27 protein-coding genes, 1 tRNA gene and 4 pseudogenes are annotated in these 26,892 nt (G+C 57.9%); 22 read left to right on the forward strand and 10 right to left on the reverse strand.

Going from position 1 to position 26,892, the window contains the following annotated elements; genetic code table 11:
• Positions 1-3 precede the first annotated feature (3 nt).
• The 8 genes from lpxK (at position 4) to tnpA (ACWJKU_RS07480) (ending at position 6,147) form a co-directional block, all read left to right on the forward strand.
• Entirely contained in the window at positions 4-1,038 is a 1,035-nt protein-coding gene (lpxK, locus tag ACWJKU_RS07445) for a tetraacyldisaccharide 4'-kinase (RefSeq protein ID WP_454147287.1), read from the forward strand.
• Positions 995-1,183 carry a Trm112 family protein gene (locus tag ACWJKU_RS07450; RefSeq protein WP_454147289.1) on the forward strand — a complete coding sequence of 63 codons (189 nt, stop codon included), beginning with the start codon at positions 995-997 and terminating at the stop codon, positions 1,181-1,183. Before lpxK ends, ACWJKU_RS07450 begins: the two co-directional genes overlap by 44 nt.
• Before the next feature lie 10 nt (positions 1,184-1,193).
• On the forward strand, positions 1,194-1,955 hold the full coding sequence (kdsB, locus tag ACWJKU_RS07455; RefSeq protein WP_454147291.1) for a 3-deoxy-manno-octulosonate cytidylyltransferase: 762 nt from the start codon (positions 1,194-1,196) through the stop codon (positions 1,953-1,955).
• 446 nt (positions 1,956-2,401) lie between these two features.
• Positions 2,402-2,968: a hypothetical protein gene (locus tag ACWJKU_RS07460; RefSeq protein ID WP_454147293.1), complete on the forward strand. Its 567-nt coding sequence runs from the start codon at positions 2,402-2,404 to the stop codon at positions 2,966-2,968.
• Between the two features lie 305 nt (positions 2,969-3,273).
• Positions 3,274-3,915 carry a 3-hexulose-6-phosphate synthase gene (gene hxlA / locus ACWJKU_RS07465; RefSeq protein WP_454147295.1) on the forward strand — a complete coding sequence of 214 codons (642 nt, stop codon included), beginning with the start codon at positions 3,274-3,276 and terminating at the stop codon, positions 3,913-3,915.
• 9 nt (positions 3,916-3,924) lie between these two features.
• Positions 3,925-4,458 (forward strand): 6-phospho-3-hexuloisomerase, encoded by a 534-nt coding sequence (hxlB, locus tag ACWJKU_RS07470; protein ID WP_454147297.1) that lies wholly within the window; start codon positions 3,925-3,927, stop codon positions 4,456-4,458.
• Positions 4,459-5,089: 631 nt separating this feature from the next.
• On the forward strand, positions 5,090-5,524 hold the full coding sequence (gene tnpA / locus ACWJKU_RS07475) for an IS200/IS605 family transposase (protein WP_454147299.1): 435 nt from the start codon (positions 5,090-5,092) through the stop codon (positions 5,522-5,524).
• A 191-nt stretch (positions 5,525-5,715) separates the two neighbouring features.
• On the forward strand, positions 5,716-6,147 hold the full coding sequence (tnpA, locus tag ACWJKU_RS07480; RefSeq protein ID WP_454147301.1) for an IS200/IS605 family transposase: 432 nt from the start codon (positions 5,716-5,718) through the stop codon (positions 6,145-6,147).
• 255 nt (positions 6,148-6,402) lie between these two features.
• Here the strand turns inward: tnpA (ACWJKU_RS07480) and ACWJKU_RS07485 are convergent, their stop codons facing one another.
• A complete protein-coding gene (locus tag ACWJKU_RS07485; RefSeq protein WP_454147303.1) occupies positions 6,403-6,726 on the reverse strand; it encodes a PilZ domain-containing protein in 324 nt (107 codons plus the stop codon).
• A 232-nt stretch (positions 6,727-6,958) separates the two neighbouring features.
• Between ACWJKU_RS07485 and ACWJKU_RS07490 the strand changes: the two genes are divergently transcribed.
• From ACWJKU_RS07490 to ACWJKU_RS07505, 4 genes are all read left to right on the forward strand, one after another.
• Positions 6,959-7,180: a hypothetical protein gene (locus ACWJKU_RS07490; protein WP_454147305.1), complete on the forward strand. Its 222-nt coding sequence runs from the start codon at positions 6,959-6,961 to the stop codon at positions 7,178-7,180.
• Positions 7,181-7,501: 321 nt separating this feature from the next.
• Positions 7,502-8,713 (forward strand): ribonucleotide-diphosphate reductase subunit beta, encoded by a 1,212-nt coding sequence (locus ACWJKU_RS07495; RefSeq protein WP_454147307.1) that lies wholly within the window; start codon positions 7,502-7,504, stop codon positions 8,711-8,713.
• Positions 8,714-9,084: 371 nt separating this feature from the next.
• Positions 9,085-11,196 carry a putative bifunctional diguanylate cyclase/phosphodiesterase gene (locus ACWJKU_RS07500; RefSeq protein WP_454147309.1) on the forward strand — a complete coding sequence of 704 codons (2,112 nt, stop codon included), beginning with the start codon at positions 9,085-9,087 and terminating at the stop codon, positions 11,194-11,196.
• Between the two features lie 408 nt (positions 11,197-11,604).
• A complete protein-coding gene (locus ACWJKU_RS07505) occupies positions 11,605-14,262 on the forward strand; it encodes a UPF0182 family protein (protein WP_454147311.1) in 2,658 nt (885 codons plus the stop codon).
• 122 nt (positions 14,263-14,384) lie between these two features.
• Here the strand turns inward: ACWJKU_RS07505 and ACWJKU_RS07510 are convergent, their stop codons facing one another.
• Positions 14,385-14,990, reverse strand: a complete 606-nt coding sequence (locus tag ACWJKU_RS07510) for a hypothetical protein (protein ID WP_454147313.1) — start codon at positions 14,988-14,990, stop codon at positions 14,385-14,387.
• A 416-nt stretch (positions 14,991-15,406) separates the two neighbouring features.
• On the opposite strand from ACWJKU_RS07510, the gene thiO reads away from it, so the two are divergent.
• From thiO to ACWJKU_RS07525, 3 genes are all read left to right on the forward strand, one after another.
• On the forward strand, positions 15,407-16,501 hold the full coding sequence (gene thiO / locus ACWJKU_RS07515; RefSeq protein ID WP_454147315.1) for a glycine oxidase ThiO: 1,095 nt from the start codon (positions 15,407-15,409) through the stop codon (positions 16,499-16,501).
• 45 nt (positions 16,502-16,546) lie between these two features.
• Positions 16,547-16,622 (forward strand) — tRNA-Thr (locus tag ACWJKU_RS07520).
• A gap of 681 nt (positions 16,623-17,303) precedes the next feature.
• Entirely contained in the window at positions 17,304-17,729 is a 426-nt protein-coding gene (locus ACWJKU_RS07525) for a hypothetical protein (RefSeq protein ID WP_454147317.1), read from the forward strand.
• Here the strand turns inward: ACWJKU_RS07525 and ACWJKU_RS07530 are convergent.
• The 5 genes and pseudogenes from ACWJKU_RS07530 to ACWJKU_RS07550 all read right to left on the reverse strand — a co-directional run.
• Entirely contained in the window at positions 17,714-18,025 is a 312-nt protein-coding gene (locus ACWJKU_RS07530; RefSeq protein WP_454147319.1) for a transposase, read from the reverse strand. The genes ACWJKU_RS07525 and ACWJKU_RS07530 overlap by 16 nt on opposite strands.
• Before the next feature lie 34 nt (positions 18,026-18,059).
• Positions 18,060-18,281, reverse strand: a pseudogene (locus tag ACWJKU_RS07535) (IS630-like element ISMae26 family transposase); the annotation flags it as partial.
• Positions 18,278-18,664 carry a helix-turn-helix domain-containing protein gene (locus ACWJKU_RS07540; RefSeq protein WP_454146399.1) on the reverse strand — a complete coding sequence of 129 codons (387 nt, stop codon included), beginning with the start codon at positions 18,662-18,664 and terminating at the stop codon, positions 18,278-18,280. The pseudogene ACWJKU_RS07535 and the gene ACWJKU_RS07540, both read right to left, overlap by 4 nt.
• Before the next feature lie 55 nt (positions 18,665-18,719).
• A complete protein-coding gene (locus ACWJKU_RS07545; protein ID WP_454147321.1) occupies positions 18,720-19,004 on the reverse strand; it encodes a hypothetical protein in 285 nt (94 codons plus the stop codon).
• Positions 19,005-19,152: 148 nt separating this feature from the next.
• Positions 19,153-19,367, reverse strand: a pseudogene (locus ACWJKU_RS07550) (integrase core domain-containing protein); the annotation flags it as partial.
• Between the two features lie 210 nt (positions 19,368-19,577).
• On the opposite strand from ACWJKU_RS07550, the gene ACWJKU_RS07555 reads away from it, so the two are divergent.
• From ACWJKU_RS07555 to ACWJKU_RS07580, 6 genes and pseudogenes are all read left to right on the forward strand, one after another.
• Entirely contained in the window at positions 19,578-20,156 is a 579-nt protein-coding gene (locus tag ACWJKU_RS07555) for a hypothetical protein (RefSeq protein WP_454147323.1), read from the forward strand.
• 61 nt (positions 20,157-20,217) lie between these two features.
• Positions 20,218-21,378: pseudogene (locus ACWJKU_RS07560) on the forward strand (IS3 family transposase).
• A gap of 43 nt (positions 21,379-21,421) precedes the next feature.
• Positions 21,422-21,826: an SMI1/KNR4 family protein gene (locus ACWJKU_RS07565; protein ID WP_454148064.1), complete on the forward strand. Its 405-nt coding sequence runs from the start codon at positions 21,422-21,424 to the stop codon at positions 21,824-21,826.
• Complete coding sequence (locus ACWJKU_RS07570) at positions 21,795-23,057, forward strand: transglutaminase-like domain-containing protein (RefSeq protein ID WP_454147325.1); 1,263 nt, start codon at positions 21,795-21,797, stop codon at positions 23,055-23,057. The genes ACWJKU_RS07565 and ACWJKU_RS07570 overlap by 32 nt, the downstream gene beginning before the upstream one ends.
• Before the next feature lie 153 nt (positions 23,058-23,210).
• Positions 23,211-23,720, forward strand: a pseudogene (locus ACWJKU_RS07575) (ISAs1 family transposase); the annotation flags it as partial.
• 110 nt (positions 23,721-23,830) lie between these two features.
• Positions 23,831-24,226 (forward strand): ISAs1 family transposase, encoded by a 396-nt coding sequence (locus ACWJKU_RS07580; RefSeq protein WP_454148066.1) that lies wholly within the window; start codon positions 23,831-23,833, stop codon positions 24,224-24,226.
• Between the two features lie 402 nt (positions 24,227-24,628).
• On the opposite strand, the gene ACWJKU_RS07585 is transcribed toward ACWJKU_RS07580, so the two are convergent.
• The 3 genes from ACWJKU_RS07585 to ACWJKU_RS07595 are packed head-to-tail and all read right to left on the reverse strand — an operon-like array spanning position 24,629 to position 26,343.
• A complete protein-coding gene (locus ACWJKU_RS07585; RefSeq protein WP_454147327.1) occupies positions 24,629-25,378 on the reverse strand; it encodes a DnaJ domain-containing protein in 750 nt (249 codons plus the stop codon).
• Positions 25,375-26,085, reverse strand: coding sequence for a hypothetical protein (locus tag ACWJKU_RS07590; protein ID WP_454147329.1), 711 nt, complete (start codon positions 26,083-26,085; stop codon positions 25,375-25,377). Before ACWJKU_RS07590 ends, ACWJKU_RS07585 begins: the two co-directional genes overlap by 4 nt.
• Positions 26,086-26,094: 9 nt before the next feature.
• Complete coding sequence (locus ACWJKU_RS07595; RefSeq protein ID WP_454147331.1) at positions 26,095-26,343, reverse strand: hypothetical protein; 249 nt, start codon at positions 26,341-26,343, stop codon at positions 26,095-26,097.
• Positions 26,344-26,432: 89 nt separating this feature from the next.
• Between ACWJKU_RS07595 and ACWJKU_RS07600 the strand changes: the two genes are divergently transcribed.
• Positions 26,433-26,852 (forward strand): hypothetical protein, encoded by a 420-nt coding sequence (locus ACWJKU_RS07600; RefSeq protein ID WP_454147333.1) that lies wholly within the window; start codon positions 26,433-26,435, stop codon positions 26,850-26,852.
• The last annotated feature ends 40 nt before the right edge of the window (positions 26,853-26,892 follow it).

A 26,892-nucleotide genomic window follows, 5' to 3' on the forward strand; every position in this document is an offset into this window, starting at 1 on the left:
ACCGTGAAGAAGCGGTTGACCGGCTGGCTGGAGCGGGAATGGTACGGCAAACCGCATCCGAATCCCGTTTTGACGCCGCTCGAGTTTTTGTTTCGCCAAGTCGTCGCGCTTCGTCGCTGGTCATACCGGAGCGGATTGAAGGAAGTCGGGCACCTTCCCGTTCCGATCATCGTGGTCGGCAATTTGACGGTCGGGGGTACGGGCAAAACGCCCTTGGTTGTTTGGTTGGCTCGATTTCTGAAAGAAAAAGGGTTCAGGCCGGGTATCGTCAGTCGCGGCTATGGAGCGTCTCCCGGACCGCGTCCGCGCCAAGTTTCGGCAGACTCCGATGTGCGCGCCGTGGGCGACGAGCCGTTACTCATCGCGCGACGAACCGGCTGTCCGGTGTTTGTTTTCCCCAAGCGCGTCCAAGCGGCAAAAGCGCTTTTGGAAGAAAACGATTGCGATATCGTCCTGTCCGACGACGGATTGCAGCACCATGCCTTGAGCCGCGATCTGGAAATCGCCGTAGTGGACGGCGAAAGGCGATTCGGCAACGGTCACTGCCTGCCGGCAGGACCTCTGCGGGAACCGATCGAGCGATTGCATTCGGTAGACTTCCGAGTTTATTCGGGCGAGGCGCCGCCGGGCGGATATGTCATGTCTTTGGAGGGCGGAGTGGCCGTGAATCTCCGGGACGAACGTGTGAAAGAGCCCGTAAAATCCTTTGCCGGACGTCCTTTTTACGCGATTGCCGGAATCGGCCATCCGCAGCGGTTTTTCGACCATCTCCGAAGCCTCGGTTTGACGTTCGACTGCCGGGAATTCCCGGATCATCATGAGTATCGGGCCGAAGACCTGGAATTCGCAAAAGGCTTGCCCATCGTGATGACCGAAAAAGACGCGGTCAAGTGCCGCGCTTTCGCTACCGCAAATTTCTGGTATGTGCCCGTCGAGGCCCGATTGCCGGCAGAATTCGGCGAGAATTTGTTACTCCTATTGAAGGCTAAATGCAATGGACAGAAAACTACTCGAGATCCTGGTCTGCCCCGTCTGTAAAGGTGAGCTTATTTTCAAGAAAGAACAGCAGGAATTGATTTGCAAGGCTGACCGGCTCGCTTATCCGATACGCGACGACATTCCGGTGATGCTGGAAAGCGAAGCGCGGAGGATCAGCCTCGAAGAATACGACGCCCTTTCTTAGCGACTGCACCGTGTCCTCCTTCAATATCGTCATTCCGGCACGCTACGGATCGAGCCGGTTGCCGGGCAAGCCTCTGCTGCCTTTGGCCGGGCGCCCGATGATCGTCCACGTCTGCGAACGCGCCTTGGAAGCCGGCGGTAGCGTCATCGTCGCTACCGACGATGAACGCATCCGTGACGCGGTAAGCCATTTGCCGGTGCGCGCGCTGATCACCCGCGAAGACCATGCCAGCGGCACCGAACGGATTGCCGAGGTGGCTGAGAGGCTGGGCTGGTCGGATGACGACGTCGTCGTCAACTTGCAGGGCGATGAGCCTTTGATGCGACCGAGCTTGATAAGGATGCTCGCCGCGGCCCTGGCTAATCAGCATGTTGCGCAGGTCGCCACGCTTGCCGCTCCCATCAAAAGCGGCCGCGAAATCTTCGATCCGAACGCCGTCAAGACAGTGCTCGATCAAAACGGCTGCGCGCTTTATTTCAGCCGGGCTCCCATTCCTTGGTATCGGGCCGGTTTTTCCAGCGCCAGCGCGCTTTTGCCGGAAGGTTTTCCGTATCTCCGGCATATCGGCATTTACGCCTATTCGGCCGGATTTCTGCGCCGTTATGTAAGTTGGCCGGCGTCCGAGTTGGAAGCCGTCGAGGCATTGGAGCAATTGCGCATTCTATGGCATGGAGAACGCATTCTGGTTTTGCCTGTCGAAGAGGCGCCGGAGGCCGGTGTCGATACGAAGGATGATTTACGACGGGTCGATGAACTTCTGTCCGCTCGGTAAAAGGCCGGTCGAAGAACGCCTGAATCCAGGCGATGACCTGCCCGGACATTCGACCGCATCACGGCGGCGCCGTGCGACATCGCTCCAGTTTGCTGACTTGTCGGAGTGGATGGCTATATATAAGGAAGACCATTGCCGCGCCTTCGAGGGTAGAAGGATCGGGCGGCATTTCGAACGGCTGTTTGGCTTCGCATACGGGTGCGCGGGTTCGGTTCGGGGGCATGCTCGGACTTCATCGGAGAAGACCGCCATCGGGACGAACAGCCGCAATGAGCCGCGTTAGACAGACTATCGGAAACACGCGCCCTGCAAAGTCTCATAGGCTATTGAAAAGAGGCTCATATATTCCATTTGATGAGGCGCACCCTTATACTAAGTTAGGATCGGCTATCCAGCCCATGACGGGCGGGCCTTCATCCACTTCTTACGATTTTTAGGAGAACGACGTGAAAAAATATAATTTGACGAAAGCTGTATTTGCGGCGCTGCTGCTAGCCAGCCCGTTAGCGATGGCAGATTCTGAATATCCGGCAGCAGACTTTGAGCCCGTAGTTATCACCCAGGATGCCGACTTGATCGCCAAGCACGAGGAAGCTGCAAAAGCACGGGCGGTGACCATGCAGTCCAAGGCGGAGGCAAGCAGCTCCGTTTCGTCGGCGGCATCGGTCGAACAACCCGGCTCTGGTGCTGAAGCGGCCAAAGCCGAAAATCCTTTGGCGGAAAATTATCCGATCGGTTTGATCGTTCTCGGCTTGGTCGGCTTCATCTTCTGGAGCGGCAGACAGTCCAAATCTAAAGCTCCGGTTCAGGCGGTTCAGCAGAGGCCTGCTGTTGTTTCAGGAGAAGGGGCAGCCGAAACCGGCGTGGCCAAGTATCTGAAAAACCTGTCCGAACCTGTCAAGGCAGCGGCCGCTGAAACCGGCGTGGCCAAGTATCTGAAAAACTTGCCCGAACCCGTCAAGGCGGCAGCAGCCGAAACCGGCGTGGCCAAGTACCTGAAAAATATTCAGTAGACCCCGCGGCAAACGGCTGTGACAGCCGAAACTGATAGGTTCACCGAAAGCCAGATCTCGTTGCGCATTAGAGAGTCATCGGGATAATCCGATAACCTCGGACTCATCGCCGTGCCCGCTGATCGTCCAGACGTAAGGTATCGAAGCCGAAGTGTCATGCGAATGGGTGTGCTGGCGGTGATATGGAAGAGCGGCAGAGAGGCGTTGACACCTGTCCCGGTTCTACTTTAGAGTTAATGAATAATGCGTTTACAAAGAACGCATTAATAAGTATCTAACCAACTATAACAATTGGAGTACGCATCATGGCAAGACCATTAATACAATTGGCATTGGATTCCTTGGACGTCGCCCAGACGTTGAAACTTGCGGGCCTTGCGGCACCTTACGTAGACATCTTCGAGATCGGAACTCCCTGCATAAAGCACAACGGAGTCGGCCTCGTTAAGGAATTGAGGAAGAAATATCCCAATAAACTGATTCTGGTCGATCTCAAAACGATGGATGCCGGCGAGTACGAGGCAACTCCGTTCTATGCGGCCGGCGCCGACATCTGCACGGTTCTCGGCGTGTCCGGTCTTCCGACCATCGCCGGTGTGATCAAGGCTGCCAAAGCACACAATGCAGAAGTGCAGGTCGATCTCATCAACGTGCCGGATAAAGTGGCATGCGCTAGAGAATCCGCTAGATTGGGCGCGCAGATCATTGGCGTTCACACGGGACTCGATGCACAGGCTGCCGGCCAAACGCCGTTTGCCGACTTGCAGGCCATCGCGCGCCTGAACTTGCCTGTCAGAATATCTGTTGCCGGCGGGATCAAGCAATCGACGGTTCAGCAAGTTGCACGTGCAGGTGCAAACATTGTTGTCGTTGGTGCTGCGATCTATGGAGCTGCTTCGCCTGCTGATGCCGCACGTGAGATCTGCGAACTCGCTAGCGCTGCATAGGTACGTAACATGCATCAGAAAACGATCATAGAAAAGATTTCAGGCGTTTTAGAAGCCACAGATCCGACCTATGATGAAAAACTAACCCAAATGATCGATAAGGCGTCGCGGATTTTTGTGTCTGGCGCCGGCCGGTCAGGATTGGTCGCAAGATTTTTTGCAATGCGACTGATGCATGGCGGGTATGATGCGTATATCGTTGGTGAAGTTGTTACCCCGAGTATTCGAAAGGGTGATCTATTTATCGTAATTTCGGGCTCCGGAGAAACGGAGACGATGATTGCCTTCACCAAGCGCGCTAAGGAGCAAGGCGCCGAAGTCGTTTTGCTGTCCACGAAGAAAAGCTCAACAATCGGCGACATGGCGGATTTCGTATGCCAGATTGGTACTGCGGAGCAATACGGTAAAATTGCCGGTATGCCGATGGGTACGACTTTTGAATTGTCGACGTTGATCTTTTTGGAAGCCACGATAGCTCATATTATTCACGAGAAAGGAATTCCCGAAGAAGAAATGAGGACAAGACACGCTAATCTGGAATAGCCTCGAGAGGTTGCTTCAATATGCAAATATTGTTGTAGCCTAATGTCATGGAATGAAAATCGGCAAGATTGTATAGCGAAGTAGCTATTTCGGCTGAGTCGTTGGTGCGGTCGATGTCGATCATGGTTTTGTGGCCGGTATCGCTCGAAGAGAGCCCGGCCGCGATACCAGTCCAGTCTGTCGCGCTCAGCGTGAGCGTCTTCGGAGACTAAAACAGTCTGTCAGAGTCGGTATTGGAATAGAGGACGCTTAGGCGTCCTTTTTTTTCGGATTTCGTGGCCCTTTGCAGTCTTGCCATAGATCGTTCTGAGTTCGGCTGTCATTTTTCGTCCGTCTCTCCGATGAATCATGAGCGCGGACTTCTCGTTCAATCCGCCGACTGCGTTCGCTGCGCTGTATTTCGGTGGAATGCCACACACGGATATTGGCAAGTGACCGCGTGACATGAGACGAGTTCTGCCGTTCTTTTATGTCGATTATTCCTCTCCGGGCCGCTCGGGAGTAATTCCATAACTCGATTAGGTAAGCCACCGCCTCTGGCGGTGGACTCCGCCAGACTCTGCCGTTCCGGCGAGCAGCCTTGGATGATAGATGACCTCCCTCCTACAACTGCAATTGGAAGGAGGTCATCATGCGAGAATGGCAGAGCCAATCTCACGTCAAATGGTACTGTAAGTACCCTGTTGTGTTTGTGCCCAAATACCGGCGCCGGGCAATCTATGGAACGTTGCGGCGACAGATCGGGGGGATTCTCCGCGAGTTGTGCCGCCAAGTGGACATCGAGTTGGTGGAAGGGCACGCGATGCCGGATCACATTCATCTATGCTTGAGCATTCCGCCGAAGTTCAGCGTGGCCTATACGGTGGGCTTTCTGAAAGGGAAATCCGCGGTCCGTATCCATCGGGAATTCTTGGGACAGAAGCGAAACTTCACGGGGCTACATTTCTGGGCCAAGGGGTATTGCGTCAGCACTGTGGGATTGGATGAGCAAGTGATTCGCGCCTATATCCGTCATCAGGAAGCTGAGGAGAGGCGCATCGAGCAACTGCACATCCAAGGTCTTTAGGTCCTTTCATCCGTTTTTCGGCCCCCTCAGGGGGCCTTCATCAAACCACCCGCTCTGCGGGTGGTAGCTGATTTAAATCGGGAGTTCCCCTGGCCCTGTCAGGGAGGCAGTAACCATTTGACATTTACAGAGATTCATCGGGGATATTGAGAGTCGTGAGCCGCCAAGCACATGACCGAGAGAGGAACCCGATGGATGAATATGAGAGCCTAAGCCACTCCAAGTGGGAGTGCAAACATCATGTCGTGTTTATCCCAAACTGTCGTCGCCGGACGTTGTACCAACAACTCCGGAAGCATTTGGGAGAAGTATTCCGGAAGCTGGCCGCGCAAAAGGAGGGCCGGATCGAAGAAGGGCATTTGATGCCCGATCATGTGCACATGACGATCGCGATTCTCCCGAAGTACGCGGTGTTGCAGGTGATCGGGTACATCAAGGGGAAGAGCGCGATTCATCTGGCGCGGGTCTACGGTGAACGACGCCGGAACTTTGTGGGGCAGTCGTTCCGGGTGCGAGGTTACCTCGTTTCGACGGTAGGGCGGGACGAAGCGGTGATCTGCAAGTACATCCGCAACCAGGAACAGGAGGGCAAGCGCCTGGATCGGCTGAGTCTATGGCGTTGATTCGCCGCCGTGGCGGTGGCCAAAGAGTATCGGGGCCGCGTTAGCGACTCCGGTTAGCCGCTTTGAGCGGCTCACGAACTAAACCCCCGGCTTTGCCGGGGTATGCTTACTGAATGAGCGGAGTCCCTTATTGCCGCTTTCGGCAAGTCTTATGCCCGATTTGCTGTCAGATGCGGGATGATGAAATATGCGGGCTAGTCCGACGGACTGATTCGCAAAGTGCTCGAAACCTCGTGCGAAGAGAAAAAGGCCGGCCTACTGCCGGCGGAATACCGCCGTGGACCACAACGTCCGTCCGAATTCGAGGCCATAACCGTGCGCGGCCGCGCGTTTGACGGTGACCGAATACCTCAGCAGTCGCACGATATTCCCGCTTTCGACCGCAAATATGATCATGGCCGGCTTCCCCACGGAGGTCTCGGCGTGCGTGAGCATCTGCAGAAAAACACCTGAGCGGCTCAGGTTTTTCGTAATCCCGCGCAACGGATTCCCGGCGGGGGGGACAAGATAAGCGCGAACGGACGAAATCGAACGCGGCGCGTTCCGCCGGTCTCCGGGTAAAGCGGTCCTCGTATTCATCGTGTTTGGCCTTTTGTTTTTGGAAACCCCAGTGTCAAAATTTCATCACATTTCTCGGAAGTTGACGAGAATGCTTCACGACTCCGAGACTCGATTCCCAGGCCGCCGGCTCCGCGGCAATCCCATCCGAACACTCTAAGAGTAGAATGGATACGTGCAGATCGAAAACCGATTCGGAGGGAATCTGGCAATCGAGATGCACCGAAACGTAGTAACTTGAGGAGTTTTGATCATGGCCGAAAAACTCTTGCGCGACATTAAGCCGGTTTCTCCCGAAAATTTGGACGATCTGATGATGATCATGGCCAAGAACATCGAAGAGTCTCTATTCAAAAGCGGAGCGCGGCCGGGGCTCGATTATTCGATCCTGGATCTTTACAAATTGGCGCAGCCCTTCGCTCTGGAAGTGTTCAGGAAGAACATCAACACCATGTCCTTTACCGTGCAGTGGTAAAGCCGCCAGGCCGACAATCCGCCTCGGCCGCGTTGCGGCAGCCTGATCGTTTTTTGTCGGGAGCTGCGCCGCAATTCCGTTAACTGCGGACCTGATGCCGCGACAATGAACTGCCGAATCGCCCATGCCGCCGATCGAAACGGCAGGGGGCGAATCCGGCAGGCGACGTGTTTTGAGCGGTAAAGCCGATAACTACATATTGTGTTTAATTGGTTTTTGTGAACAATATATAGTCGATTTTGCTTGGCAAGCTCTCCGGCGCTCGAAAGCTGCCGGACAGTATTCCTGAACACCAACCACGGCCTGAAAAGAGGAAAAAACATGTTGAATTGGGACGATCCCCTCGCCGGACATACCGGCAAGCCGAACCGGGCGGCAGCGATTCGACCGTCGGTCGAAGATACCGCGACGCCGCCCGTTTTTGACTCGGTCCGGGAGGCAGCGGAGCTTGCCGTGGCGGGGGATTCGACCATCGGCTGCGGCGCCACCGGCCTTGAAAGCATCGAGATGGGCGCCAAGCGCATCCAAGTCGACGACAAGCAAATCATCAATTGCCGCGCCGATCTCAATCAGCTCGTGCCGTTCAAGTACCGATGGGCCTGGCAGAAATATCTGGACGCCTGCGCCAACCACTGGATGCCGCAGGAAATCAACATGAACGCGGATATCGCGCTTTGGAAAAGCATCGACGGGCTGACCGAGGACGAGCGCACCATCATCAAACGAAACCTCGGCTTCTTTTCCACGGCCGATTCTCTGGTGGCCAACAATCTGGTGCTCGCGGTATACCGGCACATCACCAATCCGGAGTGTCGCCAATACCTGCTACGCCAGGCTTTCGAAGAAGCGCTGCACACTCACGCCTATCAGTACGTCGTCGAGTCTCTCGGTATGAACGAGGGCGAGGTGTTCAACATGTACCGCGAGTTGCCGGCCGTGGCGCGCAAAGCGGAATGGGCGTTGCCGTTTACCCAGTCGCTGGGCGATCCCACGTTCCGGACCGGCACGCCGGAAGACGACCAGCGCCTGCTTCGCGATCTCATCGCCTTCTACGTGATCTTCGAAGGTATTTTCTTCTACGTCGGCTTCACTCAAATTCTGTCCATGGGCCGGCGCAACAAGATGACGGGCACCGCCGAACAGTTCCAGTACATTTTGCGGGACGAATCGATGCACATGAACTTCGGCATCGACGTGATCAACCAAATCAAGATCGAGAATCCGCAGCTATGGCGCAAAGAATTTCAGGATGAAATCATCGGCATGATCCGCGAGGCGGTGGACATAGAAATTCAATACGCCTACGACACCATGCCGCGAGGCGTGCTAGGGCTGAACGCCGGCATGTTCAAGGATTATCTAGAGTTCATCACCAACCGGCGCTGCGTCCAGATCGGTTTGCCGGAACAATATCCCGGCGCCGCAAATCCGTTTCCCTGGATGAGCGAAATACTGGATCTCAAGAAGGAAAAGAATTTCTTCGAGACCCGGGTAACGGAATATCAAACCGGCGGTGTCCTGAGCTGGGATTGAGTCGATCCGCAAGTCCTGGCGACGACCGCTTTCGCGGAAAACCGCTTGCGGCATCCGAAAACAATGCTTGCCGGCCGGCTTCTTAAACCCTGCCCGGGAATGACCGAGGAGCCGCGGTCATCATCGGCGGACCGCCGGGAGCCGTTTCGGACGGCCAGAGGCGGCGTGGCGATTTCCCGGCTCGATCAGGAACGTTTGCGCGGCGGGACGATCGATCTCGATTGATCCCGCCACCGATCTACAGCATGCCGCGGCCCGATTCAAGTCGTTCGGATCGAGCGACTTCGCGCGCCGCGCCGTTATCTCGCCCCGAGTGATAAGCTATAACGAACATGCTCCGTCCATATCCTCGTGCGCAATAACAAATCACAATGGCCCACTTGCTCTACTTCGAAGACGATGCTTCCCTGGCATTTCCGATAAAGGCTCGTCTGACAAAGCTCGGTCACTGCGTAGATATCGCGGCAAGCGGCGAAGAAGGCCTGGAAAGGCTGAGCGAGGATCAATACGACCTGGCGATCCTGAATCATTCGATGCCGGCGTATGACGGATTGAACACCCTTCGCGAAATACAAGCTTTGTCGCACGTCCCTCCGGCCATCATAGTTTCGGATGCAAACGCCCTTGACGTCGCGGTCAAGGCCCTGCGGCTGGGGGCTGCGGATTACATCGTAAAGAACGAGCAAGAGGCTTTTTTCGAACTCTTGCCGTCGGTCATCCAAAAAGTTCTCGATCGGGAGCGCTTGATCAATGCCCAGAAAGAATCGGAAAAGCGGGACCGGATCGCCGCGACGGTTTTCCATAACGTCACCGAGGGCGTCCTGATCACCGATACCGAAACGCGAATCATCGCGGTCAATCCCGCGTTCACCTCGATTACCGGCTATGCGCCCGAGGAAGTCATCGGCCGCACGCCGTCGCTCCTGAGTTCGGGCAAACACGACAAAGCGTTTTACCGGCGCATGTGGGAGGCTATCGACCTGACCGAGCAATGGCAGGGGGAGATCTGGAACAAACGAAAGAACGATGACGTTTACCCCCAGTGGCTCACTATCAATGCCGTACGAGACGCGGAAGGCCGATTGCTGAATTACATCGCGACCATTTCGGATATTACCGAACGCAAGCAAATCGAGGATCGCCTCCGCAATCTGGCGCATTACGACAGCTTGACCGGGTTGCCCAACCGGGAGTTGTTCAGCCTGCGGCTGACCGAGGCCCTCAACCGGACGAGACAAAGCAATTCCGGACTCGCCTTACTGTTCATCGGCCTCGATCGGTTCAAAGCCATCAACGACTCGCTTGGCCATAACGCCGGCGACGAATTGCTGCGGCAGGTTGCGGCGCGGTTGAAACATTCGGTGCGGGACAGCGACGTTACCGCGCGACTGGGAGGCGATGAGTTCACGGTCATTCTGGAAAACCTGACGGAGCCGCAAAAAGCCGAGGTCGTCGCGCAAAAGATCATTCATGCATTGAGCAGGCCGGTCAAACTGCACGGCCATCAAATTTTCATTTCCCCGAGCATCGGCGTTGCGTTCTATCCGTCCGACGCCACCGGAATCGATGAGTTGATCAAGAACGCCGACCGAGCCATGTCTACGGCCAAACGCGAAGGGCGCAACACCTTCAAGTTTTATTCGCCCGACATGAACGTCACGGCGCTGGAACGGCTCGCATTGGAGGCTCAATTGCGGCTGGCCTTGGAGAAAAACCAGTTCGTCCTGAAGTATCAGCCGCAAATCGACCTTCAAACCGGGGCCGTTATCGGCGTCGAAGCCCTGATTCGATGGAATCACCCCGAACTGGGGCTGGTGCCGCCGGATCAATTCATACCCTTGCTCGAGGAAACCAATCTGATCTTGCCGGTAGGCGAATGGGTTTTGCGGGCAGGATGCCGGCAATTGAGGGAATGGCATGAGTCGGGGCTTTATCCGCTGCGCCTGGCCGTCAATATTTCCGTACGGCAGTATCGCCTCGATCATCTCGTTCCGATTCTGGACGCCATCATCGCCGAAACGCACGTCGATCCGATCTGTCTGGAACTGGAAATCACCGAAAGCATCATGATTGAAAACCTCGACGCCACGCTGGAAATCTTCGAAGCATTCCGCAAGCGAGGCATCAGAATTTCGATCGACGATTTCGGTACCGGCTATTCCTCGCTGAGCTATTTGCAGCGGCTGCCGATCGATGCGCTGAAGATCGACCGTTCGTTTATCCAGAACATTCACGTATCCGCCAGCGACATGACGATCACCAAAGCCATCATTTCCCTTGCCCACAGTCTGGGAATCAGGGTCATCGCCGAGGGCATCGAAAATTCGCGTCACTTGCACTTTCTGAGGGAAGAACGCTGCGAGGAAGGGCAGGGCTATTTCATTAGCCGAGCCTTGCCCGCCCCGGCTTTGACCGGTTGGTTGCGAGGCCGCATGTCGCCTCGGTGGGACGTGCGCGATATGGCGGCCGTCATAACGAAATGATCCAAAGCGGCTCGCCGCCTTTCCCTGACAATCGGACGCCGACGGGGAGGTGGGCCGCTTCGGGAAAACCGAGCAAGGGCGATGGCGGGCGGCCGCAAAAAATACAGACGACGGCCGGATGCGGCAGAAACGGGCCATGCCGAACGGCTCTTCATCGCGCGACATCATCCGCGCACGATCGCGTTCTAAACTTTTCGAACCCCGCGGAGCGCATTGAAATTGGATAGGCCCGTTAGCGTCATGAACGTCTACTTGTCTCGCCAGAGCCAAGGTATTATCTTACGGCGTAATCTGGCCGCCACCACACAGCGCTAGCCCGGCTCCCCATGCCGCTCTCTAAACCGCGGCTCCGCCCGAACCACCCCGACCAATCCGATTACAAGAATCAGAACTACCCGAGAGGCCTCTATGCGAAATTGGAAACGACTGCTGATGCTCATCGCTGCCGCCATGCTTGCTTTGGCCGTAGTGCTTTTGACATCCGGCATCGCTTTGACGAATTTCATAGTGGATTATTGGTGGCATGACGAGCTCGACTACGGCGGGTATTTTTGGCTCAAGATTCTGTATCGCTATATTTTGTCGGGCAGCGTTACTCTGTTTTTCTTCTTCATCTTTTTCCTGAATTTCTGGGCCGCCTCCCGTTATCTCGGCATAGACGAGGACGCTTTCGCCAAGCTGGGCCATACCGAAGAAAACCGCTATCGACAACTGCTGAAGCTTTTTCAGACCGGCTCCATGCGGGTCTACACGCCGCTATCCTTCGTTCTGGCCTTTCTCATCGCGATTCCATTCTATAAACAGTGGGACGCCGCCCTGCTGTTCCTGTTTGCCCCCAATGCCGGGATTTCCGACCCGGTATTCGGGAACGACGTCAGCTTTTACATGTTCTCCTACCCGATCTTCGAGCTGATTCAAAGAGAGTTGCTCATAACGTCGATCATCGTAACGCTGGCCGTCGCTTTCCTTTATTGGCTGGAGCACCGGCTGATTCCGGGACAAAGGAAGAAATGGCCCGTCGGCGCCAGAATTCATCTGAGCGGGCTGGCCATCATCACCGCGCTGATCTTGGCGTGGGGGTTCATCCTCGACCGTTTCGGACTGTTGTACACGGACGTCCATGAGCCCCAGTTCTTCGGTCCGGGATTTATCGAAATCCGCTACCATTTGCCATTGATCTGGGCATCCGTGTTCACCCTGATCGGCGCGGCCGTGGCCGGACTCATCTACGCGCACGGAAACAGGGGATTAACAATCGTGGTCAGCCTGGCGATCCTGTTTGCGGGCTCCTTGGGCATGCGCCGGATTGACGCCATTCCCGCGATGATCGACCGGTTCGTGGTCAAGCCGAATCCGGTCAAGACCGAGCAACGGTTCATGCGGAACAACATCGATGCGACGCTCGCCGCCTATGATCTGACCGAAATCAAGACCATCGACGTCATGCCGAGTCTCCCCGACCAAGACGTTCTCAATCAAGCCTTCCGTGAACATCTATACAATATCCCGGTCTGGGACCCCGAATATCTCGACGACGTCTATCAGCAGTTGCAAGGTATTCGGCCCTATTACCACTTTCCGAGCGTGGATATCGCGCGCTATGTCATCAACGGCCGGCTTGAGCAGGTGAATCTCGGCGCCCGCGAAGTCAACATCACCAAACTGCCGTCCGAGGCCCAGAACTGGGAAAACACCCATCTCCGCTACACCCACGGCTACGGCGCGGTCATCACGCCCGCTGCCCAGGACGGCGAGACGCCGATGACCTGGTTTCTCCGCGACCTGGCCCTGAATTCGGATGTCGGCTTTGCCGTCGAAAAGCCCGATATCTATTTCGGCGAAGAAAATTTGCCCTACGCGGTCGTGCCGAACCGGCTCAACATCGTCGGCATTTCCAGTTTCGACGAAGAATCCAGTTACAACTACACCGGTCATGGCGGAGTGCCGATTTCCTCGCTCTTCCGCAAACTCCTGTTCGCGATTTACTTCCGGGACGAGAAACTGTTTTTTTCGGTCAACATACGCAGCGACAGCCAGGCCCTGTTCCGGCGCAATATCATCGAGCGGATCAAAACGCTGACGCCCTACCTGTCCCTGGACAACGACCCCTATGCCGTCGTCACGCCGCAACGCATCTACTGGATCGTCGATGCCTACACGACTTCCGGCCTGTATCCGGCCTCGAAAACCTCGTTTGCCCGCTTCAATCGCGACGCGAGAGACAAGCCGTTCAATTACATCCGCAACTCGGTCAAAATCGTGATCGACAGCTTCGACGGCAACGTGGACTACTACGTCGCGGATCCTAAGGACCCGATCATCCAGGGCTACAGAAAAGCTTACCCGGGCGTCTTCAAGGATATGGACGCCATGCCGCCGATGCTTAGAGAGCAACTGCGTTATCCCAAGGACATGTTCACGACGCAGATGAGCGTCTACGCCCGCTATCACCAGACCGACCCGGCTCTGTTCTTTCAACAGGCGGAAACCTGGGATTTCGCCAGGGTCAACGATTCCGTCATGAAGCCTTTTTACTTTACGACTTATCTGCTGGAGGGGCTTCGCGAGCCGGAGAATTTCGTCCTGATCAATCCGATGACGCCGATAGGACGAAGCAACCTCAGCGTGCTGGCTGTCGCGGGTACGCCAGCCGCCAGAGGGCGTACCGAATACTCCAAGGAGATCGTTCTCTACAAATTCAGCCGCGAGATTCAGGTCGACGGGCCGTCCCAGGTCAGTGCGCTGATCGATCAGGATCCGGAGATCGCCAGACAGTTCGCCCTTTGGGACCAAAAAGGATCCCACGTGCTGCGCGGCCGCATTATCGTCCTGCCGGTAGGCCGGTCGGTCCTGTACGTTCAGCCGGTTTACATCGTCTCGACCGGCAGCACGAGAATCCCGGAACTGCAACGCATCATTCTATCGATGGGCAATGTCGTCATCATGGATGTGTCTCTGGAAAAAGGAATGGAGCGCCTCCAAGAGCGGCTCAAGGCGATAAGACCGCAAATACCGGCGCGCCCTCCGGCGGAGCCCGGGCAGCAGCCGGAAGCCCGGCCCATGTAAACCGGAAAGAGGTATCGATACCGGAAGAATTCAGAGATTTCAGGCGGTCGATCGCGGCGGCGAAAAAAGCGCTGCCACGATCGACCTCAGCGACGAGTCTTGGGGAAAGAAACGGCAGGCGATTACGGCGCCTTAGGCGCGAGTTCGGTCGGCAAGGAGAGCTCCGGCTTTTCCGCCGCCTTCGCATGATTAGGTGATGCAAACTTCGTGCCGGACTTAATCGGTAGTTCGGGCAACTGATTCTCCGTCTCGCCGAGTTCGGCGGCCTCCGGAGCCTCCTCGTCCTCCAGCGTTTCCAAAGTATCCAGCTTGTCTTCGAAGGTAGATCCCGTATCGAGCGAAACCAGGCATCTCTCCGACAAGGCCAATTTGTGTTCGGCCTCGGTAAAGACGATTTTCAAAATGCCTTTCAAAGAGCGCGACCCGGCGATCAAGTATTGCTTCTTGACCGAATAATCCAATATTGCCGAGTCCAGTTGATCGCCGACGGTGAATTCCAATGGCGCCGCGATGGCATCGTTCGAGCCGCCTTGCGAGAAAAAGGCTTCGAGCTGTAGTTTGTCGCCCGTGGGAACTCCGGTGCCGCTGCCGGTGGTGAAAAAACCCTGCAGTTTGGCGCGCGCCATGATCTTTCCATTGATGCCGGGAGGAAATTCATGCTCGAATTTGATCACGACCTCCTGTTTGAGCGGCAGCTTGGCGACAAAGGTTGCGTTGGCGATACTCACCGAATTCAGCCGCGATCCGTTGTAGCAGACTCTGGGGATTTGACCGGGTTTGTCTGCCTCGATCCGCACCCCCCGATAATCACCGGCTATATTGATGCAGCTTTCTCCCGGTGCTTTCGGCTCGAGTCGGGTACCCTGAATATCAACTACCAGTCCGGAAGAAACGCCGGGCAAGAAAGACAGTAAAATAAATGAGGCGGATACACTTTTGTTCCAGAGCATTGATGTTCCTCTAATCGATTTCATATCCCGCGCCGGTGCCGGGCGTTGCGGACATCATGGCGTGGGGACGTCGGCCACCCGAAATATAGCCAAGCTTCGCCCGAATGTCTCCACTGAATTACATCCGGAACGACTTGCCACTCTCACCTTATGAAAGGATTTGGGAATGATTCTTGCCCATTCGGTAATTTGACATGACCGACATCATCATCATCGGCGGCGGCGTCATCGGGCTGATGACGGCACGCGAACTCATCAAATCGGGCGCCCGCGTTCTGATCCTCGAAAGGCAGACGGTCGGCCAGGAATCTTCTTGGGCAGGTGGCGGAATACTCAGCCCGCTCTATCCCTGGCGAGCCGAGGAACCGATCATTCAATTGTGGCTGCGGAGTCATGCGGAATATCCGAAGCTGGCCGAAGTTCTGCGACACCGCACCGGAATCGATCCGGAATGGCTGGAAAGCGGATTATTGATTGCCGATTGCGAGAATGAGCACCTTGTCGAAACCTGGTGCGAAAACTACGCGGTCGCGTACGAACGGCCCGATCCGGCGCGATTCCAGGCTCTGGAGCCTTCCCTGCAATTCACCCCGAGTTCCCCCATATTCCTGCCCGAAATCGGGCAAATCAGAAATCCGCGGCTGCTCCGCGCATTGCAGTCGGAATTGCTCGCAGACGGCGCACGGATTCTCGAGCGCCGAACGGTCACCGAGATAGCCGCGAGCGGAGCCGGCATCACGCATGTCAGCACCGGAGATGAAACTTATTCCGCCGGCCAATACGTCATTACCGCGGGAGCCTGGTCGGGCACAATCAGCGATCGGTTTTTGCCCTCGCCGCGCCTGAACGTGGAACCGGTGAAAGGACAGATGATCGTCTTCTCGGCTGAGCCGAACCTGCTCGAGCATATTGTTCTCAGTCAAGGGCACTATTTGATCCCGCGAAAAGACGGAAAGATTTTGGCTGGCAGCACGCTGGAATATGCGGGCTTCGACAAGAGCGTTACGGAATCCGCACGCGGCGAGCTCGAGGCGTTCGCCTACGGCGTGCTCCCGGCGCTTCGGTCCTGCGCTGTCGAAAAACACTGGGCCGGACTGCGCCCCGGCTCGCCTACGGGCGTTCCCTACATAGGCCAACATCCCGAGATTCGGAACCTGTATTTCAACTGCGGCCACTTTCGCAACGGGTTTGCGATGGCGCCGGCTTCTGCGCGCCTCCTGGCCGATCTTATCGCCGCCCGTCCGCCGGATCTTTCTCCGACGCCGTATTCTCTCACCGCCGAGCATTGACGCCTTGTGCGAGCGGCTCAAAATTCTTTATAATAGCGTTTTAATGCCGGTGTAGCTCAGTCGGTAGAGCAGCACATTCGTAATGTGCGGGTCGTAGGTTCAAATCCTATCACCGGCTCCAATGCCTTACAGGCGCGAGCGCTCTGTTTCTTCGGTTCATCATCGTCCCCCGGTAACATGCCGGAGAGGGCGCCATGGCCATCTGCATTACCATCACCAGCACCAAGGGCGGCGTCGGCAAGACTACGCTGACCGCCGATCTCGGGGTAGACCGTCCTCCTCGTCGACGCCGATCCGTAGACCACCCTCTTCAGCTTTTCTCCGCTCCGACACCGCGCCCCGGGCGGTCTCACCCGGCTCATGGTCGAGGCGGCCAGCGAGGACGTGATCAGTGCGACCACCCTCGACTGCCTCGATCTCGTCTATTCCGACGATCCGGACGGCAAGCTCCGCAACGCCGTCGCCATGCTCGAACGGCTACGGCCGATGGCGTATCTCGGCGCCCCCATCGGTCCCCTGCGCGGCATCCTCTACCGCCTGGACCGCTCGCGCGATGCCCGGCGGATTGCCGAGGAACTCCGGCGCGAGGCCTATCTGCCGAGCAAGGGGCCATCACCATCCTCGAGACCGCCATTCCCGCCTCGGTCGTCTATCGCGAGGCTGCCACCTATCGCACCCTCGTGCACCGGTTCGACCATCGGCGCTGGACACCCTCGAGACCCTGGTCGCGGAGCTGTTTCCGCATCTGAAGACGTCGTCAATCCCCGCGGGGGAGTAGACCGCATGGCCAAGCGCACACCCGATGTCCGCGCCGGGGCCCTTCGGTCCCGCTCGCGACGGGACCCTCCTGCCGGCTGAGGCCATCCGCCCCTATGACCGCAGCCCGCGCCGTCGGTCCAATCCCAAGTACGAGGATATCTACCGGTCCATCCAGGCCAAACCGGGGCTCGCCGACGATCCCTTGACCGTCACCCGCCGCCCCGGCGACGAGCACTTCATCGTCAAGGCCGGCGGCAATACCCGCCTCGAAATCCACCGGACCCTGTGGCAGGACACGGGCGATCCCATCTATCGGGACGTGTTTTGCCTGTTCGTGCCCTGGGAGTCCGAGTCCGAGGTGCTCCGGGCGCACATCGTCGAGAACGAGGCCTGTGGCGAACTGATCTTCATCGACCTCGCCCACGCCGTCATGGATCTAGAGCGGTTCTCAGGTCAGTGTAGGGCATAACCACAATGGGTGAACCAGTTTCGAGCATCGAGAGGGGTAATGGTTGCCAGAGCGACGGCGAGAGCCTCATCCAAGGCTTCGCGGGTGCGGGCCTTGGCGGCGCGCAAGGCGGTCTTGATTTTCGACCAACAGGGCTCGATCGGCGAGAAATCGGGCGAGTAGGGCGAGAGGTAGAAGACCTTGGCCCCCTTCGCTTCGATGGCCTCGCGGACCCCCGCCACCTTGTGGGCGCTGAGATTGTCCATGACCACGACATCCCCCTCGGCCAAGGTCCGGGGCCAGCACCTGCCGGACATAGGCGAGGAACACGGGCCCGTCGGTCGCGCCTTCAATGCTCATGACGGCCCCGATGCCCCGGCAGGATAAGGCACCGATGACACTCACATTAGGGCCGGGGTTGAACGGCACCGCATCTTCCACCCGGATCCCGGGAGCAGCTCGGCCGTAGCGCCGGGTCAGCCCGAGGTTAATGCCGGATTCGTCGATGAAATGCAGGCAGCCCACGGGCAACGCGGCGACTTCGGCGCGGTAGTCCTGGCGGGCCTGCTTCACCCGGTCCGTCTCACGCTCAGTCGCGTGGAGAGTCTTTTTTTTCGAGGCAGATTCAGGCGTTGCACCCCCCGGCCCAGCGTTGCCCGGCTGACCGATTTGCCGTTCTGCCGGGCCAAGGCCTCGCGGAGTTCGTCCAAGGTAAGGTCGGGCTGTTGTCCCAGGCACTGGCGAATCAGCCGCTCGTCGGCCTCGTCCAGGCGGCGCGGAGGCCCGCCGGCATGGGGCCGTGGCGCCAGCGTCCCGGTCGTACGCTGCCGCTGCAACAGACGTTCGACAAAGGAGAGGCTGACACCGAACAAGTCGGCTACGGTGCGTTGGGAGCCCACGCCCCGCTCGAGGGCGGCGATGATTTTCTGCCGCAAATCTAAGGAATAGGGAGTCATCTCCTTCTGATTCCACCCATCTGGGCAAGTTCCCGCTACCCATCCGAGAATTGCTCTAAAGCGCCAGATCGAGACCGAAACCGGCGACGCGCTCAACCGCAGCCAGTTCCAGCGGCGCCTGGGCAATCTGGGCTATGTGATCTCCCGGCGCCAGCTCATCCGCTATGCGTTCGCCGCCGAGGTCTTGGAACCTTTGATTCCGAAGGCGTTCGCGGCGAGGCTGGGCGGCTGGCACGTCGACCTGATCCGCGACCTTCACCGCGCCTGTCGGCGCTACCACGAACATCTGGCCGGGGCGCCGCCGTTCGAGGCTCTCTTTGCCGAGGCGCTCGCCCAACACGACGGTGCACTCCTTGATCCGGAGGAAGTCCGAGCGGACCTCGACGCCCGCTTCAGTCGCTACGGCGGCTTGCCCGCCAACCGGCTCCACAGCGGTGGTCCCTGTTTTTTGGACAGAATTTTCCCGATCCTAAGTGGGCTTCTGCGGTTTAGGCTGCCTGTTGAATGGGCAGCGGATCGAAGTACACGCTATCGGGGGTTTTGCCGTCACGCGATGAATGAGGCGGCCGTTCGTTGTAGAACTTGAAATAGCTTTGTAGGCCTTGCCGTGCTTGAGAAACCGTGTCGTAAGCTGCAAGTAAACTTCCTCGTATTTCACGCTTTTCCACAGCCGTTCGACAAACACGTTGTCGACCCAGCGGCCTGATATGGCAAGAATTTTCCGGACAAAAAGTCAGACTGCTGTTTGCCACTGTTGTTCGAACTCCAGCGGAGTTCGGTAGCTCAGGGTTGAGTGCTTGCGCTTTAGGTTTAAAACACCAGCCCTTTAAAGGTGGAATCAAAAAACGAGTATGTCTGCCCTGATTCCTGATTTGATTTCACCCCGCCTATAACCTCGGATACCCCACTCGTCATGATTGAACTGCTCTGCCAGAAAATGCCCCTCTCCAGCTTGCTGCGCGGGTTGTTGGAGCGCTACTTTGCCGCGGAACGGCTGGAGGCTTTGTTCGAAGCGCACGCGCGCGAGCAATACACCCGTGACTTGTTGTTCTCCACGGTCTGCGATCGGCTGCTCTCCGTCGTTCTGCGCGTGTATCCCTCGACCCACGCCGCGTACCAAGACCGCCGGCCGGAATTGAACGTCTCGGTCGTCGCCCTGTATGACAAGCTCAAAGGAATCGAAGTCGCCGTCTCGGCGGCGCGGGTCCGGGAGACCGCACGGGATTTGTCGGACCTCCTCGATGCCCTGGACGTCCAGCCGGAACCCTGGTTGCCCGGCTATGCCGTGCGCATCCTGGACGGGAATTGCCTGGAAGCCAGCGAGAAGCGGCTGGGTGTCCACCCGGGACTTGCCGCGGCCGCGGTGGTGGTACGCCGGCACGGGAGCCTCCCCTTCGGGGAACCAACCCCCCTTCGCCCCGGCTGCCGGGAGGAGGAGGGCCAGCGCCTCTTCGAGCAACGGATCGAAGTGGAAGGCCGCACCTACCGGTGAGGTTGGCTGCGAATTTCGGATACCTACGGTGACAGTTTAAACTGAGCACTGGAAGTAACGGATGTACAAGATTCCGAAGAAGAATTACACGATCGAATTCAAGCAGGGAGCGGTTCGGCAAGTCGAAGCGGAAGGCAAGAGCCCGGCGCAGGTAGCGCGCGATCTTGGCATTGCCGAGCAAACGCTGGCGAACTGGCGCAAGGCCGCCAAGGCGGGCAAGCTCGGGACAGGCAACAGCAAACCCGTGACACCGGAACAGATGGAGCTGTCGCGACTCAAGACGGAAAATGCCCGCCTGAAAATGGAACTGGAAATCGTAAAAAAAGCGGCGGCATACTTCGCGAAGGAATCGCTGTGAGGTATGCCTGGATCGACAGCCAACGCGATTCCCATCCCTTGCAAGCGCTGTGCGAGATGCTGGGCGTATCGACCAGCGGCTATTTCGATTGGAAGAAATGCAGCGGACCGACGCACTGGCTCTCGGATGAGCAATTGCTGGCGCTCATCCGCTCAGTGCATGCGGGAATGCCGGCAAGCGTACGGTTCGCCGCGGATTACCGAGGAATTGAAATCCCGAGGCATTCCGGTGAGCCTGGATCGGGTCAAGCGCTTGATGCGGGAGAACGGCATCCGTGCCAAACACAAGCGGCGCTACAAGGCGACGACCGACAGCAAGCATGCATTGCCGGTCGCGCCGAACCGGCTGGACCGGCAATTCGAGACGAGTCCGCCGAATCAAGTCTGGACAGCGGACATCACGTACATTCCGACGCGCGAAGGCTGGCTGTATCTGGCCGTGGTGATGGACTTGTACACGCGCCTGATCGTCGGCGGGTCGATGGATAGCCGAATGACGCGGGAACTTGTGATGAATGCATGGCGCATGGCGCGTTTCCGCCGCAAGCCGGCGCCTGGAGTCTTGCATCATTCGGATCGCGGCAGTCACGATTACCAGGCGCTGCTGGCCGAATACGGCATGGTGGCGAGCATGAGCCGGAAAGGCAATTGCTGGGACAATGCGCCAATGGAAAGCTTCTTCAACAGCTTGAAGAGCGAACGCGTCTTCCATGAGGATTACACGACACGGGAGGATGCGAAGCGCGACGTGTTCGAGTATATCGAGGTGTTTTACAACCGGAGACGCCGTCACTCCGCCTTAGGCTACCGCAGTCCGGCGGAGCATTACGCTGCCTGGATCACGAAGCAAAGGTTGGCGGCATGAGAGCGCCGTCGGTATCCGGAAAACATAGTCAAGCTCAGAAACAATCAAAAAGGCGGAACAACGCCTGGGCGTCAGATTCCCCCGATCTTATCGAGACTTCCTGAGCGTATCCAACGGTTGGCTGACCGATCAGGAGATCTTTCTTCCCGTAGAAAAGGTTGGACGTTTACAAGACGAGGATCCGGGTTTGGTCACAGACTGGTATGGAGGCATAGCCAGCAACATTTCCGATGAAGATTACTTTCAATACGATTTGAGTAAGCAATATCCGATACACATCCGCGTGCAATACCTGCCGGATTGCCTGCTGTTGAGCGAGCATTACGGAATCTCTTCGCGTTGGTATTTGTTGAATCCGGCGATCCGGTTCGACGATGGTGAATGGGAAGCGTGGCGCGTGGAGACGAGAATTGCCGGTGCCCGGCGTTTCCGTCGTTCAAAGCCATGATGGAATGGCTTTATGTGAAGAGCATCGCCGAACTGCGGAAGTCGATTTACGACATGTCCTGACCTTGCAGACCCGGCGCGGCAACGCCTTCGACACGGCCAGCCTCCTCATCGCCCTGCTTCGGGCCTCGGACATCCCGGCCCGCTACGTCTACGGCACGATCCAGGTCCCGGCCACAGAGGTCATGAACTGGGTGGGCGGCGTGAAGACCCCGGAAGCCGCGCAAAGCCTTCTGGGCCAGGGCGGCATTCCCAACGTCGCGCTGGTGGCGGGCGGCAAGATCGCCGCCTTCAAGCTAGAACACGTGTGGGTGGAGGCCTTCGTCAACTACGTTCCCTCGCGCGGGGCCAAGCACCATCAGGGCGACACCTGGGTGCCGCTGGATGCGAGTTTCAAGCAATACACCTACACCGAGGGCCTGGATCTCAAGAGCGCCGTGCCCTTCGACGCGCAAGGTCTGATCGATCGAGTCCAGGCCGGCGCCACGATCAACGAAGCGGACGGTTGGGGGCAGAACCTCGACGGCGCGGCGCTGCAAGCCGCATTGACCGATTACCAGGCGCGGATCAAAACCTATATCGACAGCCAGAACCCCGAGGCGACCGTCGGCGACGTGCTCGGCACCAAACGGATCATTGCGCAGAACCTGCCGATTCTCGCCGGCAGCCTGCCGTACCGGACGATCACGATCGCTCGCCAGAGCGCGGCGCTGCCGGATAGCTTGCGCGCGAAATACCGCTTCACCCTCTATACCGGCGTCGACTACAACCCCCTGGGCGGCGGCGATGTCCGGCGCGGCAGCGAGGTCTTCACCTACACGGCCAGCCTGCCGAGACTCGCGGGCGGCAAGCTTACCCTGTCCTTCGTCCCGGCGACCCAGGCCGACACCGACCTCATCAGCAGCTATCTGCCGAAGCCGCATCCGGACGGCACTCCGATCCAGCCGAGCGAACTGCCGAGTTCGCTACCGGGTTATCTCATCCACCTCAAGGCCGAATACCGGCTCGACGGCCAGCTCGTCGCCAGCGGCGGGAATTTCGTGATGGGCAGCTCGTACCTCGGCTCCAGCGCCCTTTACAGTCCGGAGCGTGGGGTCTGGGACGAGGCCGACGACAACGCGCAGACGGCCGGGGAATACTGGGCCACGTATGTGGGGGCGACGGTGTCGCAAGCCAGGCTGAACGCCGTCAAGGCCAAGCTCGAGGCTACCCAGGGCAATCGCGCTATCTAGCCCTTAACGAAGCGATTGGGATATAAGGTGACCGGTTTTATCCGAGGCTACCGAGGCTACCCATGTTGCCCGATCCGCGCCCCTATTTTGCTGAGCCGCGCCGCGCCGCGCCGGGAGACCAAGGACAAGCTCCATAAGCTGAACGATATCCTCATGATCGTATTCTGTGCGGTGTTGAGCGGCATCGAAGACTGGGTCGGCATGGAAGAGTTCGGACTTGAAAAGACTGCGTGGTTGCGGAAGTTTTTGGAGTTGCCGAACGGCATTCCCTCACACGATACGTTGAGTAATGTGTTCGGGAGGATTCGGCCGGAAGCCTTTGCGGAGGCCTTTTTGCAGTGGGTCCAGGCGGCACTGCCGAGTCTTGCGGGCGAGCAGGCGTGCCTGGGCGGGAAAACGCCGCGGGGCAGTCGCCAGGGCGACAGCGCGGTGCACCTGATGAGCGTCTATGCGGCGAAGGCGCGCTTGGTCTTGGCGCAACGGGCGGTGGCGGATAAATCGAATGAAATCACGGCCCTTCCGAACCTGTTGGCGCTGCTCGATCTGACCGGTGCGGGGGTCACGATTGATGCAATGGGCTGCCAGAAAACCATCGCCCGGCGGATCGTCGAAGCCGAGGCGGATTATGTGCTGGCGCCGAAAGACAATCATCCCCAGTTGAGCGAAGATGTGCGCTTGCGGCTGGATAGCGAGACTGCCCAGGGGCGATTGCCGGTACACGAGAAGTGGACAAAGCTCAGGGTCGAATCGAGGTTCGGCGCTACGTCCTCAGCGTGGAGATCGCGTGGTTGGCGCAGAAGCCGGACTGGGCCGGTTTGCAGGCGGAGGGACGGGTCGAATCCCTCCGCATCGTGGGGAACAAGACCACCACGGAATATCGCTATTATCTGTGCTCGTTTACGGACTTGGCGCGCTTTGCCGACTTGGTCCGGGGGCATTGGAGCATCGAGAATGGTCAGCATTGGGTCTTGGATGTCCAGTTCGGTGAAGACGCTCACCGCGCCCGCAAGGATCACTCGGCCAAAAATTTGGCCCTGGTCCGGCGCATGGCGATCAACGTCATTCGCCACAATGACTCTTCCAAGGACAGCGTGCGCCGCCGCAAACTTAGAGCTTCGCTCAATGATGACTATCGATTCCAACTCCTCTTTGGATCTCAAAAAACATAGCGCGATTGCCCTGGGCGGGTGCCCCTGGATTCTTCAGCGGAATGATCTTATCTTCACTCATGGCGTATTCGCTCCTTTTGTAGGAATGGATGACCTCGAAGACCATCCAGAATACGCCGCCTACCTCAGCCCCTCATCCACGACTTTCGAGCATAACTCCAATGCCTGGCCCTACAGCTCCGACTTCGACCCGGTCGAACCGGCTTCCGCCAAACTGAAAGCGCTCCTGCGCCAGGCCGAGGATCGCACCCTGGATGGACTTGGGTCTCAGATCGGCGAAGTGCTCGGCCACTTCTCCGCCACCGAATGTCGCCACTACTTCCGCCACTGCGGGTATACCGCTACATCAGCCTGAAAAATGCTCTCGTAGCGATGCGGGCCTTTTTCGTTTCTCAGACGTTTTTACCGGCCGAGCAGAATATCCTTGGCCTGGTTGATCTTCGCCGCGAGATAGTCGGAACCGCCCCGGTCGGGATGAAGTTTCTGCATCAGGCGGCGATGGGCGTCGACGATGGTTTCACGAGAACAGCCGGAAGCGATACCCAGGACGCGATAGGCTTCATCCGCTGTCATTTTGCCGTGGTCAAAGCCGGCGCTTCGGCTTTCATGCGACTGCCAGGACGCGCCGTGAACGCGCTCCGCATATGCTTTCAGGAGTGAAGCGGAATCGGGGTCGTGACGGACATAATCGCCGTACAGCTCGTTCAACTGCTCCAGGGTCAGATCTCGCAAGCTGCGGCCGGCATAAAGGCCGGTCAACACGTCGCCCATGATTTCGCCGGTCATGTGATCGAGTTGCATGCGCAGAAAACGCGATTCCACAAACGAACTGTTCCGGCCGGCGTCCGAAGCCGTCTGTCGGGTAGCGGTCCGTCGTTGCTGCCAGCGCCGTAACAGCGGCGCGTATTGAATCAGGAGTCGGACGAGAACGGGGGCGAGACGGAGTAGAGCGGCGACCAGGGCGCCGATCAAGGGAACCAGCCAGCCCAGCCGTCCGGTAGCGGCCAGGAACAGCAGCGCCAGAATCCCGGTCCAGATCAGTCCGCGCCGAAATTTCCTGGCCGGCGCGGTGGAAGGCGCGGAGTCGAGAAAACGGCGCACCGTCGCCGCGGCAAGGATGATGAGGGTGATCAGCAGGATGAGTTGAATCAAGGCTTTTTCATCTGGTGAGTCAGTTGCAGAGCGACTCCGCCCCGGGCGCGGCCGAAATTTTCCAAGGCTTGCAACCCGCCGGCGGCATAGACTGCGGCGGCGCCGAGCAGGTCTCTGAGTTGCCGAGCGCTTCCGGTATCGAAGCGGCAATAGGCGCCTCGGGTCAGCTTGGCGATCTGTTTGAAGGTGAGTTCCGCGGCCGGATCGACGCCTTCCTGAAACAGAAACGCTTTTATGCCCAGAAGGCCCAATTCTCCGGCCATTTTGCAGAGATGGTCGACATTTTCTTCCATGCAGTCGCCGACGAATACCAAGGCGTCGATCTTGCTTTTCCGCGTTTCCTGCAAAGCATGCTCCAGAACCTTGCCGATCTGGGTGTATCCTCCGAGGCATTCCACGCCGGCCATGCACCGCCGTAACGCTTCGGCGCGAATCGACCAGGGGGAGGCCTCGAAGTCGGCCATTCCGCGGTAGTAGCAGAGTTGGATTTCCAAGCCACCGAGAGCCGCCGCGGCATCGAACATCTCCGACTGAATGCGGCGCGCCTCGTGCCAGGTGGGCTCCCGGCTCGCCGTAGCGTCCAGGGCAAAGATGAGCCGTCCTTTGCGTCGCGCCGGTTTGACGTTGGGGATTTGCGCGAGTTTCTCCAAAAAAGCCTGAACATCGCTGCGGACAGGCTCCGACGGGAGCTTTTTCGGATCGTTCATAGCTTGGTTTCAATGAGCAAGGGTACGCATCGACCGTTCTATCCCGAAGATAGCGGCTCGGGAAAACGCCGCGCCGGACGGATTGTATTCGCGAATCATTAGACCTTCCATGAAAGGATTTGGCTGCAGGCGATCTTTTCCCGCTCCTTCTATCGATGTTCTTTCTGTAGGGCAAATAGCGTTGGCGAACATCATGAAGCGCAGTAATTCTTGCTTGTTCCGATGCGGCTGTGTAGCTTGTAAATTAACTGTTTGCATTGTGTTGCCAACATGGTAATTTGCGCCTGCTCCAGAGTGTTCGTTGATGAACCCGGGAGGCGATAAGAACTTAGAGGAGGTAAAGCATAATGTCCGAAGATAATAACCCGACTAAGGCGGCTGAAGGTCTGCTCAACACATTGAAGAGCAACCCCAAGGCGATCTATGCGGCGATCGGCGCAGTAGTGGTGATCATCCTCGTTTTGGCGATGAGCGGGGGCGGCGAAAAAGTACAGATCAAGACGGCCGTGTCCGTCGGCCAGCAGGTGGCTTTGGAAAACCCGAACGGCGGGAGCTCGCATTTGACGACCATGCCCGGGCTGATGAGTACCTCGGAGGCCGAAGAGGATCAGGAACAGAGCGTGTGCATTACCAAGGCCGGGACCAAAGCCACGGTCGAAGAGGAGACGGTAGTCGGTCAATTGCCGTTCGTGAAAGTGAAAGTGCTGGACGGAGACTGCCAGGGGAAGAGCGGTTGGACGTCTAAAATCAACATCAAGGGCGGCTGATCGAAACGGCGATGAGCGCCAGGGTCAGCCGCCCATCGCC

It is taken from the genome of Methylocaldum sp. MU1018 (assembly GCF_053646775.1).